The sequence below is a fragment of the Sphingomonas sp. SORGH_AS_0438 genome, assembly GCF_031453475.1.
GTDB lineage: Bacteria > Pseudomonadota > Alphaproteobacteria > Sphingomonadales > Sphingomonadaceae > Sphingomonas.
On sequence record NZ_JAVIZS010000001.1, the window covers coordinates 2,633,093 to 2,650,399 of the forward strand.

General features: G+C 68.6%; 19 protein-coding genes and 1 other RNA gene. 9 read left to right on the top strand and 11 right to left on the bottom strand.

What is annotated here, in order from left to right; all coding sequences use genetic code 11:
• Positions 1 to 24 precede the first annotated feature (24 nt).
• The 6 genes from ffs to QE452_RS12265 form a co-directional block, all read right to left on the bottom strand.
• An RNA gene (gene ffs, locus QE452_RS12240) (signal recognition particle sRNA small type) lies at positions 25 to 122 on the bottom strand.
• A 59-nt stretch (positions 123 to 181) separates the two neighbouring features.
• Positions 182 to 415, bottom strand: a complete 234-nt coding sequence (locus QE452_RS12245) for a hypothetical protein (RefSeq protein ID WP_309657597.1) — start codon at positions 413 to 415, stop codon at positions 182 to 184.
• A 39-nt stretch (positions 416 to 454) separates the two neighbouring features.
• On the bottom strand, positions 455 to 763 hold the full coding sequence (locus QE452_RS12250; RefSeq protein ID WP_309657596.1) for a hypothetical protein: 309 nt from the start codon (positions 761 to 763) through the stop codon (positions 455 to 457).
• A gap of 138 nt (positions 764 to 901) precedes the next feature.
• Positions 902 to 1,204: a 2Fe-2S iron-sulfur cluster-binding protein gene (locus tag QE452_RS12255; RefSeq protein ID WP_309657595.1), complete on the bottom strand. Its 303-nt coding sequence runs from the start codon at positions 1,202 to 1,204 to the stop codon at positions 902 to 904.
• The gene (locus QE452_RS12260; RefSeq protein ID WP_309657594.1) at positions 1,201 to 2,280 is read right to left on the bottom strand and encodes a cysteine desulfurase family protein; all 1,080 of its coding nucleotides are present in this window, start codon (positions 2,278 to 2,280) and stop codon (positions 1,201 to 1,203) included. The genes QE452_RS12255 and QE452_RS12260 overlap by 4 nt, the downstream gene beginning before the upstream one ends.
• Positions 2,277 to 3,293, bottom strand: coding sequence for a cysteine desulfurase family protein (locus QE452_RS12265; RefSeq protein WP_405052801.1), 1,017 nt, complete (start codon positions 3,291 to 3,293; stop codon positions 2,277 to 2,279). Before QE452_RS12265 ends, QE452_RS12260 begins: the two co-directional genes overlap by 4 nt.
• Positions 3,294 to 3,423: 130 nt before the next feature.
• Here QE452_RS12265 and QE452_RS12270 point away from each other — a divergent pair, with 130 nt between their 5' ends.
• Positions 3,424 to 4,080 (top strand): alpha/beta hydrolase, encoded by a 657-nt coding sequence (locus QE452_RS12270; RefSeq protein WP_184111470.1) that lies wholly within the window; start codon positions 3,424 to 3,426, stop codon positions 4,078 to 4,080.
• 98 nt (positions 4,081 to 4,178) lie between these two features.
• On the opposite strand, the gene QE452_RS12275 is transcribed toward QE452_RS12270, so the two are convergent.
• Together QE452_RS12275 and QE452_RS12280 are read right to left on the bottom strand one after the other, a co-directional pair.
• A complete protein-coding gene (locus tag QE452_RS12275; RefSeq protein ID WP_309657592.1) occupies positions 4,179 to 4,358 on the bottom strand; it encodes a hypothetical protein in 180 nt (59 codons plus the stop codon).
• Positions 4,355 to 5,329 (bottom strand): threonine/serine dehydratase, encoded by a 975-nt coding sequence (locus QE452_RS12280; protein WP_309730101.1) that lies wholly within the window; start codon positions 5,327 to 5,329, stop codon positions 4,355 to 4,357. The genes QE452_RS12275 and QE452_RS12280 overlap by 4 nt, the downstream gene beginning before the upstream one ends.
• A gap of 139 nt (positions 5,330 to 5,468) precedes the next feature.
• Here QE452_RS12280 and QE452_RS12285 point away from each other — a divergent pair, with 139 nt between their 5' ends.
• The 8 genes from QE452_RS12285 (at position 5,469) to QE452_RS12320 (ending at position 14,325) form a co-directional block, all read left to right on the top strand.
• Complete coding sequence (locus tag QE452_RS12285; RefSeq protein WP_125994665.1) at positions 5,469 to 6,707, top strand: type III PLP-dependent enzyme; 1,239 nt, start codon at positions 5,469 to 5,471, stop codon at positions 6,705 to 6,707.
• 191 nt (positions 6,708 to 6,898) lie between these two features.
• Complete coding sequence (locus QE452_RS12290; RefSeq protein WP_309657590.1) at positions 6,899 to 7,951, top strand: 1,9-bis(guanidino)-5-aza-nonane synthase; 1,053 nt, start codon at positions 6,899 to 6,901, stop codon at positions 7,949 to 7,951.
• Positions 7,952 to 8,264: 313 nt separating this feature from the next.
• Entirely contained in the window at positions 8,265 to 9,398 is a 1,134-nt protein-coding gene (locus tag QE452_RS12295; protein ID WP_309657589.1) for a hypothetical protein, read from the top strand.
• Between the two features lie 251 nt (positions 9,399 to 9,649).
• Positions 9,650 to 11,128 (top strand): hypothetical protein, encoded by a 1,479-nt coding sequence (locus QE452_RS12300; RefSeq protein WP_309657588.1) that lies wholly within the window; start codon positions 9,650 to 9,652, stop codon positions 11,126 to 11,128.
• A gap of 80 nt (positions 11,129 to 11,208) precedes the next feature.
• The gene (locus QE452_RS12305) at positions 11,209 to 11,565 is read left to right on the top strand and encodes a hypothetical protein (RefSeq protein ID WP_125994669.1); all 357 of its coding nucleotides are present in this window, start codon (positions 11,209 to 11,211) and stop codon (positions 11,563 to 11,565) included.
• Positions 11,562 to 12,272, top strand: coding sequence for a C39 family peptidase (locus QE452_RS12310; RefSeq protein WP_309657587.1), 711 nt, complete (start codon positions 11,562 to 11,564; stop codon positions 12,270 to 12,272). Before QE452_RS12305 ends, QE452_RS12310 begins: the two co-directional genes overlap by 4 nt.
• 2 nt (positions 12,273 to 12,274) lie before the next feature.
• A complete protein-coding gene (locus QE452_RS12315; protein WP_309657586.1) occupies positions 12,275 to 12,997 on the top strand; it encodes a hypothetical protein in 723 nt (240 codons plus the stop codon).
• Positions 12,994 to 14,325 carry a transporter gene (locus QE452_RS12320; RefSeq protein WP_309657585.1) on the top strand — a complete coding sequence of 444 codons (1,332 nt, stop codon included), beginning with the start codon at positions 12,994 to 12,996 and terminating at the stop codon, positions 14,323 to 14,325. Before QE452_RS12315 ends, QE452_RS12320 begins: the two co-directional genes overlap by 4 nt.
• A 1-nt stretch (position 14,326) precedes the next feature.
• Here the strand turns inward: QE452_RS12320 and QE452_RS12325 are convergent, their stop codons facing one another.
• The 3 genes from QE452_RS12325 to QE452_RS12335 all read right to left on the bottom strand — a co-directional run bounded on the left by QE452_RS12325 (position 14,327) and on the right by QE452_RS12335 (position 17,293).
• Positions 14,327 to 14,590, bottom strand: coding sequence for a hypothetical protein (locus QE452_RS12325; RefSeq protein ID WP_309657584.1), 264 nt, complete (start codon positions 14,588 to 14,590; stop codon positions 14,327 to 14,329).
• A 71-nt stretch (positions 14,591 to 14,661) separates the two neighbouring features.
• On the bottom strand, positions 14,662 to 16,491 hold the full coding sequence (locus QE452_RS12330; RefSeq protein ID WP_309657583.1) for a glycoside hydrolase family 15 protein: 1,830 nt from the start codon (positions 16,489 to 16,491) through the stop codon (positions 14,662 to 14,664).
• The gene (locus tag QE452_RS12335; RefSeq protein WP_309657582.1) at positions 16,484 to 17,293 is read right to left on the bottom strand and encodes a glucose 1-dehydrogenase; all 810 of its coding nucleotides are present in this window, start codon (positions 17,291 to 17,293) and stop codon (positions 16,484 to 16,486) included. The genes QE452_RS12330 and QE452_RS12335 overlap by 8 nt, the downstream gene beginning before the upstream one ends.
• Positions 17,294 to 17,307 lie beyond the last annotated feature (14 nt).

A 17,307-nucleotide genomic window follows, 5' to 3' on the forward strand; every position in this document is an offset into this window, starting at 1 on the left:
GCTTCCGCTTCTCTGGCCCTTGTCATGGGTGGGAGCCGGAACGACCCGCGGCGAAATCGTTGCGGCTGCTTCCTTCCGGATCTGACCGGGTTGGCGACGACCACGTCCGCCCGACTCCCAGGCGCCCTATGGCGGAGCCGGGCGGCGGGATCAAGTCCCCGCGCGCCCGGCCTTCTATCGGTCAGCGATAGCGGCGCACCGTGCGGCACACCCGCTCGCGATGGCCATGGACCCAGCGATTGGTGCAGACCTTGCGGGTCGCGACGCGCTGGCGATGATGCGGGCGGACATCGTGGCGGACCACGGTGCGTTCGTGGACGACGGTGCGCTGCGCCGCGGCCGGCGTGACGAGGGCGATCGGCGACAGGCCGGTGAGCGCGACGAGGCCGGCGGCCATAAAGGTCTTGAGGGTCATGAAATTGTCCTTCCTGATGAAAGCTTTAGCGTTTTTGACTTAGCGATAGACGCGGTAGCATTGCCGGCCGTAATAGCCACGCTCGCAGACCAGTCGGCCCCGCCCGCGTCCGGCCCAGCGCGGGCCGCCCTGCCAGCGATGACCGCCCTGCCAGCGGGGGCCGCGATCCCAGCGATCGCCCCGCCAGCCGCGATCATGGCCGTAATGCCGGCCCGGTCCGCGATCCCAGCCCGGACCCCGGTCCCAACCGGGCCCGCGATGATGGTCCCATCGCTGCGCCTCTGCCGGCAGGGCGGTCAGGGCTCCGGTGGCGAGCAGGCCGGCACCGATCAGTGCTGCAATCTTCATGGCTCGATACTCCGTTACGCACCCGCCGGGTGAAGCGGGTATGACCAGAGGATTACGGCCATTGCGATGCATCACGGCTGAACCCGCCGTTGTCGCACTGTCAGGAAAGTCAATAGAAAACGATTGTTTTGTAACAATTTATGTCACGCGGACGATCAATCCCTCCAGCGCCTCGGTCAGCCGCACCTGACAGGCCAGGCGGCTGGTGCGGGTGGCGGCGGGCACGAGGTCGAGCATGTCCTCCTCCGCCTCGCCCGGCGGCGGCAGGCGATCAACCTGGTCGGCCGCGATGACGACATGGCAGGTGGCGCAGGCCAGCTGGCCGCCGCATGTCCCCTCCAGCGGCATTCCCGCCGCTTGCGCCACGTCGAGCAGCCGCGCGCCCGCTTCCGCCTCGGCCGGCACCGATGCGCCGCGATGCTCGAAGACCAGCCGGATCATTGCGCCGCCGCCGCCTCGGCGATCCGCTCCAGCGCGGCGACCAGCGTGGCTTCCGGCGTGTCGCGGCCGAAGCCGATGCGGATCGACGACCGCGCCTCCGCCTCGGACAGGCCGATCGCGCGCAGCACATGGCTGGACCGTCCCGACCCGCTGGCGCAGGCCGATCCGGCGGAAAAGGCCAGGTCGCGGCAGTCGCTCATCAGCCGCGCGACATCCAGGCCGGGCCGCCGCACATTGACATTACCGCGATAGCGCCGCTCCGCATCGCCGTTCAGCGTCCAGCCCCGCTCCGGCGACAGGATCGCGCGCGCCGCCTGCCACAGCCGCTCGACATGCGCCGCATCCTTGGCCGCCCGCTCCCGCATCAGCCGCGCCGCCGTCCCCAATCCCGCGCAAAGCGCCGGGCTCAGCGTCCCCGAGCGACCACCCTCCTGGTCGCCGCCATGCAACAGCGTCGCCGGGGCGGCCCCGCGCATCCACAGGCCGCCAATCCCCTTGGGGCCGTGGATCTTGTGCGCGGACAGCGCGATCCAGTCGACGCCCTCCGGAATGGCGACGCGGCCATAGCCCTGCACCGCGTCGCACAACATGGTCGCGCCCGCCGCCCGCGCCATGGCCGCGAGATCGGCGATCGGCTGGATCACGCCGATCTCGTTATTGACCAGCATCGCCGCGACCAGCCCGACGCCCGGCCGGATCGCCGCTCGTGCCGCCGCCGGATCGACCAGCCCGGCTTCGTCAACGGGAAGGATCGTGACGTCGCGGCCGCGGGCCGCCTCCGCCGCGACACTGTCGAGCACGGCGGCATGTTCGGTGGCGATGGTGACGATGCCGCCCTGGCTGCCCTTCACTGCCCAGTTGATCGCCTCGGTCGCGCCGCCGGTGAAGGCCAGCCGCCCACCGCCCGGCAGCAGTGCGGCGACCGCATCGCGCGCCACCTCGACGCTCGCACGGGCGACGCGCCCGGCGCGGTGCGCGCTGTGCGGATTGCCATGCTGGTCCTGCAACCAGGGCAGCATCGCCGCCAGCGCCTCGGGCGCGAGCGGGGTCGTCGCCTGGTAATCGAGATAGGTCATGCCGCGAACCGCCCGGTCGCCCGCGCCATCGCGCGCCAGGCGGCAACGAACGCCTCGACCTCCGCCGCCCCGGTCGTCCGGCCGAAGCTGACCCGGATCACCTCGCGGCCCTCCTCCGCGCGCCAGCCCATCGCCGCCAGCACATGGCTGGGCTTCATGCTGCCACTGGCGCAGGCGCTGCCCGCCGACACCGCGAAGCCGGCCAGGTCGAGCCGGATCAGCTGCGTCGTCGCCGCCACGCCGGGCAGACGATAAGAGCCGATCGCCGGGTGGCGCCTCGCCTCCGCCGCCACCGCGATGCCGCCCGACCGCATGATCCGGTCGTCGAGCATCGCGCGCAGGGCCGCATGGTCCGGCTCCGGCTCGGCGAGCGCCGCCGCGTAGCCGAGCGCGGCGGGCAGATTCTCCGTACCCGGCCGATAGCCGCGCTCCTGCCCGCCGCTCGGGCGGAGCAAGGCGAGATCGCGGACCAGCAGCGCGCCGATCCCCGGCGGCCCGCCGCGCTTGTGCGCCGACAGCGCGATCAGGTCGGCCTGCGTCGCCAGCGCCGGGTCCGCGCCCGCCGGCATCTGCGCGGCATCGACCAGCAGATGCGCGCCCGCCGCATGGACCGCCGCCGCGATCGCGGCGATCGGCTGGCGCACGCCGGTCTCGCTATTCGCCCATTGCACCGCGACCAGATCGCCGGGCGTGAGCGACAGCGCCGCCGGATCGACCAGCCCGTCCGTACCGACCGGCAGGGTCAGCGCATCGGGGCGCGCGCGCAGCACCGCGTCATGCTCGACCGCGCTGACCAGCACGCGCCCCGCCTGCGACCGGCCCAGCCCGATTGCCAGCGCCTCGCTCGCCCCGCTGGTGAACAGCAGCTCGTGCCGCCAGCCATAGGCGGCCGCCACCTCGGCCCGCGCGCCCTCCAGCGCCGCCTTCGCCGCGCGCCCTTCCGCATGCGGGCTGGAGGGATTGGCCCAGCGCGTCATCCCCTCCGAAACGGCCGCGCGCGCCGCCTCGGTCATCATCGTGGTGGCGGCATGATCGAGATAGGTGCGCAAAGCTGGGGCCGTTTCGATTGCGGAAGGAGGCGTGACGCTTATATAGCGCCCGATATCTCCCGCTCCACCCTTGGGGCCTAGCCCGAGTTTTCCGATGCCCGAAGTCATCTTTCCCGGACCCGAGGGTCGCCTGGAGGGGCGTTTCGCCCCCGCTCCCCGGCCCCGTGCGCCCGTTGCCATGATCCTGCACCCGCACCCCTCCTCCGGGGGCACGATGAACAACCGCATCGTGCAGGAACTCTACAAGACGTTCCAGCGGCGCGGTTTCGCCACGCTGCGCTTCAACTTCCGCGGCGTCGGCAAGAGCCAGGGCGTGTTCGACAACGGCATCGGCGAGCTGTCCGACGCGGCCTCGGCGCTCGACTGGGTGCAGAGCTTCCATCCGGAGGCGTCGACGACTTGGGTGGCGGGCTTCGGCTTCGGCGCCTGGATCGGGATGCAGCTGCTGATGCGCCGGCCGGAGATTCGCGGCTTCATCTCGATCGCGCCGCCGGCCAACATGTTCGACTTCACCTTCCTCGCCCCCTGCCCCTCCTCGGGCATCATCATCCAGGGCGAGCAGGACGAGGTGGTGACGCCCGGCGCGGTCCAGAAGCTGGTCGACAAGCTGCGCACGCAGAAGCACATCACCATCCATCACGACACGATCCCCAAGGCGAACCATTTCTTCGAGCATGAGATGCCCGAACTGATGGGGTCGGTGGACCGCTATCTCGACATGCGCCTGGACCCGCGCTCACCGATCAAGTGAGGGCCGCAGCGCCCCTCTGACCGGACGCGGCAACGCCCGCCTGGCTCCCGAGCCGGCGGGCGTTTCCATGTTCTGGCGACGCGGCTGGCCGGGCCGGCTTATGACGACCAGATCAGGACATTCCCCAGCAACACCGCCGCGAGCACGATCATCAGCACGCCCTTGCGCGGGTCGCGCCGCCCCCGGATCAGCCGGACGCCGCCGATCAGGCAGGCAAAGCAGGCGAGCATCGCCAGGCTCGGCGCCGCCGCCGCGATGCTGCCCAGTGGCCCGGTCATGCCGCCCCCGCCTCCGCCAGCGCGCGGGCATAGGCGGCCAGGTCGACATTGCCGCCCGACAGCACCACCAGCGTGCCGTCCGCCGGCGTCACCTGCCCGGTCAGCACCGCCGCCAGCGCCACCGCGCCGCCCGGCTCGACCACCAGCCGCAGCCGCTCCGCCGCCCAGGCCTGCGCCCGCCGTATCGCCGCTTCGCTGACCGCCAGCCCCTCCGCCCCGCGCCGCGACAGCACGTCGAAGGTCAGCGGCGAGACGCGCGGCGTCTGGAGCGCGTCGCAGGCGGTCGGCGGCGGCGCGTCGCCGACCGGCTCGATCCAGCCCGCTTCCAGGCTGCGGCGCATATCGTCCCAGCCCTCCGGCTCGACCACGATGATGCGCGCATCGGGCAGGGCCAGCGCCATCCCCGCCGACAACCCGCCGCCGCCGCACGGCACCACCGCCTGGACCGGCGCGCCGGCCCCCAGCGCCTGCATCTGCGCCGCCGCCTCGACCCCGCAACTTCCCTGGCCCTCGATGATCCAGGGATCGTCGAAGCTCGGCACCAGCACCGCGCCCCGCGCCTCCGCCAGCGCGGCGGCGATCGCCTCGCGGCTCTGGGTCTTGCGGTCGTAGTCGACCACCTCCGCGCCCAGCGCCAGCGTCCCCTCCCGCTTCGCGCGCGGCGCGTCGGCGGGCATCACGATGGTCGCGGCGATACCGAGTCGCTTCGCTGCCCAGGCCACCCCCTGCGCATGATTGCCCGAGGAGAAGGCGACGACGCCGCGCCGCCGCTGATCCTCGTCCAGCGCGGTCAGCCGGTGCCATGCCCCGCGTAGCTTGAACGCGCCCATCGGCTGCAACGATTCGGCCTTCATAAACACCGTCCGGCCGCGGATTTCCGCCGTGTAGAGCGGCGTGGGCGGCACGACCCGCGCCAGCTTCGCCGCCGCGTCGCGGACCCCCGCGCGTGTCGGCTGTCGCTGAATTGTCACTTTTTACCGCTCCCTCGATTCAACCACTTTACATGTGGGGTCGGCGACCATAGATCGCGCCTCCGCTGCCCCATGGGACTTCCAACCGCAAGGCAGCTTTTGTCACCGTATGCCGTAAGGCAATTGGAGGTCCCTTGAGTTGCACAAGCATCATAGCGCGCTGGGGCTAGCGGCCCGTACGACCGCCGTTTCCTCCGTCATGGAGCGCGGCATCGATATCGCCAAGCGGAAGCCGGTCGAACCGGTCACGCTCGTTCGTCCCCATGCCGCGGCACGGGCCGCCCGATTCTTCGTCGAGAAGTTTCCGGGCCGGTCGATGTATGCGGTCAAGGCGAATCCGTCTCCCGATCTGCTCCGTATCCTGTGGGACAACGGCATCACCTTCTACGACACGGCGTCGATCGCCGAGGTGCGTCTGGTGAAGTCGACCCTGCCGGAGGCGACCTGCTGCTTCATGCACCCGGTCAAGTCCGAGGAAGCGATCGCCGAGGCGTATTTCGTCCATGGCGTACGGACCTTCTCCCTCGACAGCATGGAAGAGCTGGCGAAGATCGTCCGTGGCACCGATGGCGCCACCGACCTGACGCTGTGCGTGCGGATGCGCGTGTCCTCCGAATATGCCAAGCTGAGCCTCGGCTCGAAGTTCGGCGTCGATCCGTCGGAGGCGACGGAGCTGCTGATGGCGACCCGCCAGGTCGCCGACGCGCTCGGCATCTGCTTCCATGTCGGCAGCCAGACCATGTCGCCCGACGCGTACAGCAACGCGATGGAGCGGGTGCGCGCGGCGATCGTCACGGCGGCGGTCACCGTCGACGTGATCGATGTCGGCGGCGGCTTCCCCTCGGCCTATCCGGGCATGACCCCGCCGCCGCTGGAGCGTTTCTTCGAGACGATCCACCGCGCGTTCGAGAGCCTGCCGGTGTCCTATTCGGCCGAGCTGTGGGCGGAACCGGGCCGGGCGCTGTGCGCCGAGTACAGCTCGGTCGTGGTGCGCGTCGAGCGTCGCCGGGGCGATGAGCTGTTCATCAACGACGGTGCCTATGGCACGCTGTTCGATGCGGCGCATATCGGCTGGAAATATCCGGTGCAGCTGCTGCGCAAGCCGGAGTCGGATGCGCGCGACATGGACTTCAGCTTCTGGGGTCCGACCTGCGACGATCTGGACTATATGAAGGGTCCGTTCCCGTTGCCGGCCGACACCAATACGGGCGACTATTTCGAGATCGGGATGCTGGGCGCATACGGCGTCGCGATGCGGACCGGTTTCAACGGCTTCGGCACCGGCGAGACCGTCGTCACCGACGACGAGCCGATGCTGTCGGTCTATGCGGCCCCGGCCGAAATGACCGCCCGCGCCAGCAACGTCGTCAAGCTGTAACCCGATCACCCTATCCCGCCCTTCCCCCCTTCCGCCCCGGCGGAAGGGGGTCGGGGTGGCATTGCGGCATCGGCCGCGCTACCGCGCCGATACCGTCCACCAACCCCGTTCGCGATTTCGTCGCGGGCGGTCCTTCCCGGGTTCCCGCGTCCCCTTAACGACGACGGCTTCTCGATGATGATGGAACCATCATGACCGATTCTCCGATCAACGACACCCGCAAGGCCGAGCTGCTTTCGACCGAGGTCGAGCATATCGACATCACCAAGTTCGACGCGCGCCCGATCGTCGATGCGATGAAGAAGATGAGCTTCACCAGCCGCGACCTGGGCCGCGCCACCGACATCTACAACCAGATGCTGGCGGACAAGGACTGCTCGATCTTCCTGGTGATCGCCGGCTCGACCTCGGCCGGCGGCTGCATGGACCTCTATGCCGAGCTGGTGCGCAACAACATGGTCGACGGCATCGTCGCGACCGGCGCGTCGATCGTCGACATGGATTTCTTCGAGGGCCTGGGTCACAAGCATTATCAGGCGCTGGAGGTGCCGGACGACGACACGCTGCGCTCGCTGTACATCGACCGCATCTACGACACCTATATCGACGAGGAGCAGCTCCAGGATTGCGACTTCACGATCAACAAGATCGCGAACGAGCTGGAGCCGCGCGCCTATTCCAGCCGCGAGTTCATCCGCGCGATGGGCAAGTATCTGGTCGAGCACGGCAAGAAGGAGAACAGCCTGGTCAAGCTCGCCTATGAGCATGACGTGCCGATCTTCTGCCCGGCCTTTGTCGATTCGTCGGCCGGCTTCGGCCTGGTCAAGCACCAGGTGGACCAGGCCAAGGCGGGCAAGCCCTATCTGATGATCGACGCGGTCGCCGATTTCCGCGAGCTGACCGAGATCAAGATCCAGGCCGGCACCACCGGCCTGCTGATGATCGGCGGCGGCGTGCCCAAGAACTTCATCCAGGACACGGTCGTCTGCGCCGAGATCCTGGGCCATGAGGACGTGCAGGTGCACAAATATGCGGTGCAGATCACCGTTGCCGACGTGCGCGACGGCGCCTGCTCCTCCTCGACGCTGCAGGAAGCGGCGAGCTGGGGCAAGGTGAACACCGGCATCGAGCAGATGGTGTTCGCGGAGGCCGGCTCGGTGATGCCGCTGCTGGCGTCCGACGCCTATCATCGCGGCCTGTGGAAGGATCGTCCCGTCCGCAAGTGGGGCGCCATCTTCGGCTGATCCCGCCCGCACCGGTGTGCAGTTCGCGCCCCCGCCGCTCGACCAGCGGCGGGGGCGCTTTGCGTTGCAGGACTGGTGCGCGACCGACCCGTGATTGTGAGCGGGGCAAAGCAAGGACGAGTCTTGGACATGAAGACGGCTGAGCGTCAGCATCTCCGCCGATCAGACCATTATGAATAAATATTTAGGATACTTCACTTAAGTTACGGATCGGACCTAAGCTTCTGAGGCATAAGGTGATTGGCGAACGATATCGGGCTCGACCCGGAACCGCCACGCATCCGGGGCAGGATGCGACGAACAGGAGGGTTTGATGCTTGGTAGCGACTCGGATCTCGCCGACCCCATCTTGCTGGCGCCCCGTCCGCCCGCCGCGGACCGCGCGCCCGAACAGCGCGACACGCTCGACCGTTTCCTCGACGGCATCTGCCGCACGGTCGGGGCGCTCGCCGGATGCCTGATCCCGCATGACGACCGCGCGATGGGCACGATCATCCGCCCCTGCGGCTTCACCGCCCGCAACGACGAGGCGCGCGCCGCCCTGCGCGTGCTGCTGCGCGTCGAGGTGGAGCTGTCGCGACGCGGCTATGGCTGGGTGCGCGATGCGGGGGCGCCCGACTATCGCGGCCTGGCGGTGGAGACGCCGATGCAGCATGGCGCGGGGCATTTGCTGCTGCTCTTCGCGCGCGACCAGCTCGAGGAGGACGAGGTGATCGTCCAGGTGCTGGCGCTGGCCCCCGGCCTCGGCGCGATGGCGGGTGCGATGCACGAGGTCACGGTCGACCTGGCGCTGGCCGAACGCCGGCATCGCGCGCTGGCGGCGGCGCTGCGGCAGAGCGAATGCGGCACCATCCTGGTCCGGGCCGACCACAGCGTGCTCTACGCCAACCCCGCCGCGCAGACGATCCTGGACGAGGCGGACGGGATGGAGCTGCGCCGGAACCTGCTGCGCCCCGAACGCTATCAGGACGTGGTCCGCTTCCAGGCCGCGTTGGACGCGGTGATCGCGCCGCCGATCCATGCCAGGTCGGGCCGCAGCCGCAGCCTGATGATGCTGCTGGAGCGTAGCGGCGCGCAGCGACCGCTGATCGCGGTGATCGCGCCGACCGGCTGCACCTCGGGCGACGATCTGGAAGGCTTCGACCAGGGCGAGGCGGCGGCGATCGTCTATCTGATGCGGCCCGAATGCCGCGCGGCGCAGGGGCTGGAGGCGATCTGCCACCTGCACGGCCTGTCGCCGGTCGAGACGCAATTGGTGTCGCATCTGGTCAGCGGCCTGCCGCTGGGCGAAACCGCCGCGCAGATGCGGATCAAGCCGGACACCGCGCGCACCTATCTGAAACAGGTCTTCGCCAAGACCGATACGCACCGGCAGAGCGACCTGCTGCAATTGATGCTGCGCTATCAACGCGCCGTGCGCGGCGACTTCCACTTCGAATCGGCCTGATCGCTCCCTTACCGCTCTAATCCGTTCGACGGCCGCGGCGTCCGCGCTGCGGCCGTTCGCGCATCTGCGCCAAAACCCGCCTCCCCGATTGGGGGGAGCGATTTTCCTCAATCGGGCGTGCGATTTTCCTCGGGTGGAGGGGGCGGCACGCGAACATGAACATCTAGTTAACCATCGTTCCAATGGGACGGGCGATGCATCCTCGCAAAAGGGGGACACCGCTTCTTGATCCGCAAGAGAGGATAACGGGGATGAAAACGAGCCTGATCATCAGCACGTCGGTCGCAGCGTTGCTCGCCGCCACCGCATCCGTCGCCAGCGCGCAGGACGGCAACAACTCCGCCGGCACCGCCGCCGCCCGCGACGGCAGCCTTGCCACCGGCGACATCGCCGATTCGGGCAACATCGTCACGACCGACAGTTCGAACCGCTCGATCAACGACAGCAACAATCCGATCACCACGGTGAACACCGACAATTCGGTCGCGGACAGCTACAACAGCGCCTCCACCTCCACCACCAACACGACGAACAACAGCGACTCGTCGTCGACCGTGGGCGATGTGTCGACGGCGAGCAACAGTTCGACGAACGACAGCTATAATGGCGGCAATACGAGCAACATGACCTCGGTCGCCGACAGCTATAACGGTGGCAACACCGCGACCAACACCAGCACCACCACCAACAGTGACTCGTCGTCGACGGTCGGCGACATCGCCACCAACAGCTCGACCAACGACAGCTATAATGGCGGCAACACCGCGACCAACACGGCGCAGACCGACAACACCAACAACTCGGTCAACGGCAGCTACAATGGCGGCAACACGATGACCGACAATACGTCAAACACGTCGGTCGCCGACAGCAACAATGGCGGCAACAGCTCGACCGTCAACACCACCAACACCTCGGTGGCGGACAGCAACAATGGCGGCAACACCGCCACCAACACCAGCTACGCCTCCACCTCCAACACCAGCACGACGACCAACACCGACTCGTCGTCGACGGTGGGCGACATCGCCACCAACAGTTCGACCAATGACAGCAACAACGGTGGCAACACGTCGATCGCTGACAGCCAGAACTCGAACAGCTCGACGAACGACAGCAACAACGGCGGCAACACGTCGATCGCCGACAGCCAGAATTCGAACAGCTCGACCAACAGCAGCTATAACGGCGGCAACACCAGCGACAGCTACAACACCGCCACCAACACCACGACCAACAACAACAACCAGACCTACAACACCGATGCGTCGACCAACGACAGCGGCAATACCAGCAACGTCGCCTATAACAATCAGACCTACAACACCGACTCGTCGAGCAGCGACAGCAGCGATTCGTCGGTGAACAACAGCAACAATACGACGACGACGAACAACAATAACCAGACCTATAACACCGACAATTCGTCGCTGGCCTATACCACGACGACGACGGAGACGGCGGGCGACTCGACCGTGTCGCCCAGCAGCACCTTCGCCGACAGCGCGGTGGTCGCCAGTGCGGCACTGTCCAACTATGTCAGCGGCGTGAAGGTCAGCTTCGCGGGTTCGGCGGGCGAGTCCAGCACCACGGACAACAGCCTGACGACCGGTGCCACGGCGTTCCAGAATTTCGCCGGGATGCAGGCGCTCAACCTCAACACCGGGGCCGGTGCGTCGCAGAACGCCAATGTCAGCGTGGCGGTCACCGCGGGCGACATCGTCCGCTGATCGTCCTGACGGGGCGGGCCGATGACAGGGGCGGCCCGCCCCCCTTTTCATCAAGTCCTTGTCCAACAGAGGGGATCGTCATGCGTCGCATCATCCGCGCCGCGGGACTGGCCATCGGCCTCACCGCCGCGCCCGTCCTGGCCCAGGGGCAAGAGCCGCAGCAGGACGCCGCCTTCCTACAAGGCAGCGCGCTCAGCGAGAGCGATCTCGGCGCCATCGCCGGCCGCGAGGATCGCGGCACCCTGATCGCCCAGGCCGACCAGCGCAATACCGTCCAGAACAACTCGGTCACCGGCAATTCGGTCACCGGCACCGTCACCATCGACGGGCAGGCCTTTTCCAACCTTTCGGGGCTGGCGGTGATCAGCGCCAATAGCGGCAACAATGTCGCGATCAATTCGGCGATGAACGTCGTCATCAACCTGGGCCCGCAATGAGGGCTGGCCGCGCCCTGACGATCCTGGCCCTGAGCCTGGGCGCGGGCGGCTGCGCGGCGCAGATCCGGCCCGCCGACCCGCGCTTCGCCGCCGCGTCCGGGCCGATCGCCGATTACCAGGTGCCGGTCGCGTCGATGCTGGCGCGCAAGTTCGCCACCGTCGTCCGCCAGCAATATGATTTCAGCTGCGGATCGGCCGCGCTCGCGACCTTGCTGCGCTATCATTACGGCCTGCCCCGGTCGGAGACGGACGTGTTCACCGGCATGTGGCGGCAGGGCGACCAGGCGCAGATCCGCCGCGTCGGCTTCTCGCTGCTCGACATGAAACGCTATCTGGCCGACCACCAGCTTCGTGCCGACGGCTACAAGGTCACGCTGGACGCGATCGCGGGGCGGAAGCTGCCCGGCATCGCGCTGATCACCGTGAAGGGCTATCGCCATTTCGTCGTGGTGAAGGGGATCACCGCCGACCAGGTGCTGCTCGGCGATCCGTCGCTGGGGCTGAAGGCAGTGCCGCGCGCGCAGTTCCAGGCGATGTGGAACGGCATCTATTTCGTGCTGACCTCCGCCCCGCAGGTCGGGACCAGCAATTTCAACGGCCCGCGCCAGTGGCAGCCGATCGCCCGCGCGCCGGTCGGCCAGCCCTTTCTCGACCCGCTGAGCGTGCAGGCGCTGACGCTGAGCGCGCCCTTCTACCGGGATTTCTGACCATGTCGTGCCGCCTGATCGCCTGCACCCTCCTGGCCCTGACCGCCGCGCCGCTGCCGGCGCAGGAGATGGGCGTGCCGCTGGCGGATGCGGAACTGGCGGAACTGACGGGCAAGTTCATCCTGCCGAACGGCGGATCGCTGGCGCTGTCGGTGACCAGCGACACGATGCTGAACGGCGCGCTGGTGCTGCGCACTGTGCTGACCGTCGACCAGGGGTCGCGCGTGCAGGTCTTCGGCCGGCCCGATGGCGCCGCCCCGCCGGCCGGTACGATCCATGGCGCGGGCCAGGCGGTGCCGGTGCTGACCAGCGGCGCATCCGTGCTGTTCGACCGCCGATCGGGTGCGCAGATCACGCCGCCCACGGTCAGCACGATCCGCGTCGGCGGCACCGGCACGGCCGGCGCGGGTGCGGCGGAACTGGGCCTGACGCCGATCACGGTCGCGGCGGGCGGACCGGCGGTGCGGACGCCGGACGGGCTGGTCTCGGTCACCACCCTGCCCAACGGCACGCAGGTGTCGCTGGCCGGCGATCAGATCGGCATCGCCCATCTGGTCGGCCCCTCGGTCGCGACCGCCATCCTAAACTCCGGCAATGACAGGACAATCGATACGGTTACAACGATCGGCATCGACCTGCACGACGCCGCCGCCCTGGCGATGGGATCGGCGGCGATGAAGGTCGACGCGCTGGCGGCGGATGCTTCGAGGGGGATGGTGCGTTGACCGCAAGCGGTGGATATTGGGGCGCGGCGCTGATCGTCGCGACGACGCTGACCTCCCCTGCCGCCCAGGCCCAGACGCGCACCACCGGACTCCAGGCCGAACTGGCGCAGGCCCGGGCGGAGATCGCCGCGCAACGCCGCCAGATCGAGCAGCAGGAGGCGCGGCTGAGGGCGCTGGAGGCCCGGATGGGTGCGCTCGCCGCCGCGCCCGTCGGCCCGCCGCCGCCCGCCGCCCAGCCGCCCTCGGCAGTCGCGCAGGCCAGCGCCGCCGCCACGCCGGGCGATCCGGCCACGATGGTCAGCGCCGTCCCCGCCACCCCGGTGGAGAGCGTCGGCGCCCGCCCGGTGGAGCGCGACCGCCCGCCCGAGGTCGCGGTGCTGGGCAGCGAGGGCAGCGTCGTCACCCGCAAGGGCCAGCTGACCGGCGAGCTCCAGTTCGACTATGCCCGCGCCGACCGCAACCGCGCGCTGTTCCGCGGCATCGAGATCGTCGAATCGGTGCTGGTCGGCGAGTTCAACATCAACGAAAGCCGCCAGGACATCATCACCGGATCGGCCGCCCTGCGCTACGGCCTGACCGACCGGCTGGAACTGGGCGTCCGCCTGCCCTTCGTGCAGCGCTGGGACACGTCGGTGCTGGTGCCGGTGCAGGGCAGCACCAACAACGACGCCGCGCGCGAGATCGACAGTTCGACCAGCGGCAACGGCATCGGCGATATCGAGATGTCGGCCCGCTACCAGATCCTGACCGGGCGGCGCGGCCTGCCCTATCTGGTCGGCAACCTGCAGGTCGTGGCGCCCACCGGCAGCGATCCGTTCGGCATCCGCCGCCTGGCGACCGGCGAGGCGACCAAGGCGGCGACCGGCGCCGGCTTCTGGGGCGTGTCGCCCAGCGTCACCGCGATCCTGCCCAGTGACCCGGCGGTGCTGTTCGGCACGATCGGCTATACCCGCAATTTCGGCCGCAATGTCGATACGGTGATCACGCCGGTGCGGATCAACTATGTGAAGCCGGGCGACGCGCTGTCGTTCAGCGCGGGCATCGGCATCGCGCTCAACGAGCGGACCTCGATCAACCTGGGCTATGCCCATACATGGGCGTTCGGCACGCGCACCCGCACCTCGCTGATCGAACCCGGCCCGATGGACCCCGACTTCGTCGAGAGCACCTCGCGCGACCTGCAACTCGGCCGGCTATTGTTCGGCGTGACCTATCGCGCGACCGACCGGGCGAGCATCAACTGGTCGGTCGAGGTCGGCGCGACCGACGATGCGGCCGATGTGCGCAGCGTGCTGCGCCTGCCGCTGATCCTGATCATGCCGAAGTGATTCAGCGCGTCCGTCGCCGCAGCATCAGGTAGAGGCCCAGCATCAGCCCGGCCGCGCCGACGATGGTCAGCGAATCGCGCTGCTGCATCAGCGCCACCACCGGATACCAGCCCGCCGGCCCGGCCATGTCGACGGGCATCGTCCAGGCGAATAGGATGATGCCGACGCCGAGTCCGGTCAGGAACAGCCCGAGATGCCGCCCGGTCCGCGCCAGCGGCGGCATCCGGTCCGGCGGCCGGGAGGATCGAGGATCGGGAGGCGTCATCGTCGAACCTTTCGATGAAAATGGCGGTCGACGAGGTAACGCATGGCCCGACTTCAACGTTCAACCCGGCGTCACGGCTGCCACTCGCCGCCATTGGGGCTGTCCAGCCGCCGGTCGAGGAAATGCGCCGCGCTGATGAAGGCGAGGTGCGTCAGCGCCTGCGGGAAATTACCCAGCGGCAGGCCGCGCACGTCCAGTTCCTCGGAGAAGAGGCCGAGATGATTGGCATAGGCCAGCCCCTTCTCCATCACCACCTGCGCCTCGTTCAGCCGGCCGGCGCGCGCCAGGCATTCGACATACCAGAAGGTGCAGGTGGTGAACGCGCCCTCGCCCCCCTCCAGCCCGTCGTCGTTGCGATAGCGATAGATCATGCCGTCATCGGCCAGCTCGCGCTTGATCGCGTCGAGCGTCGCCAGCCAGACCGGATCGGTGGCGGAGACGAAGCGGACCAGCGGCATCATCAGCAACGCCGCGTCCAGATGCGTGCCATGTTCGTCCTGGACGAAATAGCCATGTTCCGGATGGCGGAAATTGTCCCATAGATCGCGTGCGATCCGGTCGCGCAACCGCGTCCAGCGGGTCAGCGGCACCGGCAGCGACCGCTTGCGCGCCAGCCGCAGCGCGCGGTCCACCGCCACCCAGCACATCAGTCGCGAATGGGTCAGGTGACGCTCTGCGCCCCTCAGCTCCCAGATGCCGGCATCTTTGTCGCGCCAATGCTTGCGGACATGCTCGACCATCGCGGTGATCTGCTCCCAGCTCGCATGGCTGGACGCGCTGGCATAGCGGTTGGAGAGATAGACGCTGTCGAGCAGCTCGCCGAAGATGTCGAGCTGGCTCTGGTGGCGCGCGGCATTGCCGATCCGCACCGGTTTCGAATGGGCATAGCCGGCGAGATGGTCGAGCACCGCCTCGTCCTCCGCCAGCCCGCCGTCCAGCGCATACATGACGTGGAGGTGGCCGGGCCGGTCATCGTCGATCACCAGCTTGCTCATCCAGCGGCGGAAATGCTCCGCCTCCTCGACATAGCCCAGGCGCAGAAAGGCATAGACGGTGAAGGACGCGTCGCGAATCCAGGTGGCGCGATAATCCCAGTTGCGCTCCGCCCCCGTCGCCTCGGGCAGGCCGAAGGTCGCGGCGGCGGCGATCGAGCCATGGCGGTGCGAGGTGAGCAGCTTGAGCGCTAGCGCCGAGCGCATCACCTGCTCGCGCCAGCGGCCGCGATAGGTAGATTTGCGCGACCAGCCCTGCCACGCGTCGATCGTCCGCCCGATGGCATGCTCGACCTGATCGGCGTCCGGCACCGGCTGGTGCGCCTCGCCCAGCACGATATGCGCGGTCTCGCCGCAGCGGAGCGTGAAGCGGGCGGTCGCCTCCCCTTCGCCGACGGTCAGCGGCACCGAGGCGGACAGGCGCATCGCCTGCCCGTCGGGCAGCGCGATGACGAGGCCCGGATCATCGGCGCGCACCTCCGGCACGGTGCGCGCATAATCGGGCCGGGGGCGGCAGCGCATCGTGAAGGTCACGGTGCCGCGGGTCACTTCGATCCGGCGGATCAGCGCGCAATGCACCGCGCCATGCACCTCCGGATGCGGCATCAGGTCGGTCAGTTCGGCGCTGCCATCCTCCGCCAGCCAGCGCGTGACCAGCACGTTGGTATCGGGATGGTAGAATTGCAGCGTCCGCGCCTCCGTCAGCTCGGGCGCGAGCATGAACTCGCCGCCCGTGTCGGGATCGAGCAGCGCGGCGAAGATCGTCGGGCTGTCGAGATGCGGCCAGCAGAGAAAGTCGATCGTGCCGTCGCTGGCGACCAGGGCGGCGGTATCGAGATTACCGACGATGCCATGCTCGCCGATCGTCCGCCCCGGCACCGGGTTGGGCAGCGCCCCATCCTTACCCATTGTCGCGGAAGCCGGGATAGAGCGTCATGCCGCCATCGACATAGAGGGTGGTGCCGGTGACATAATCGGCCGCGTCGGACACCAGCCAGGCGGCGGCCTCGGCCACGTCCTGCGTCTCGCCGATCCGGCCATAGGGAATCAGCTTCAGCAGTTCGTCGCGCTTGGCGGGATCGCGCCACACATCCTCGTTGATCGGCGTGGCGATCGCCCCCGGCGACAGCGCGTTGACGCGGATACGGTCGGCCGCGACCTCCTGCGCCAGCGTCTTGACCATCATCGCGACGCCGCCTTTCGACGCCGCATAATTGACGTGTCCGGCCCAGGGGATGACGTCGTGCACCGACGACATGGACAGGATCACCCCGGCGGCGCGGAACGGCCGCCCCTCGCCCGGCTGGCGACGGAAATGGCGGATCGCCTCGCGACAGCAGAGGAACTGCCCGGTCAGGTCGATGTCGATCACCGTCTGCCAGTCGGCCAGCGACAGTTCGGCGACCGGCGCATCCTTTTGCGCGCCCGAATTGGCGACCAAGATGTCGACGCGACCGAACGCCTCGACCGTTTGGTCGAACAGCGATGCGACATCCGCCTCCTTCGACACGTCCGCCCGCACCGCGGCGGCACGACCGCCGGCGGCCCGGATCTCCTCCGCCAGCGCCTCGGCCGGCTCGGCCTGTGAATGATAGTTGATGGTGACGGCGGTGCCCGCCAACCCCAGGCGACGCGCCACGGCCTGCCCGATTCCCGAACTGGCGCCGGTGACGATGGCGACGGGACCATGGCCCCCGTTTGTGTCAGTCATGCCCCGAAAGACGC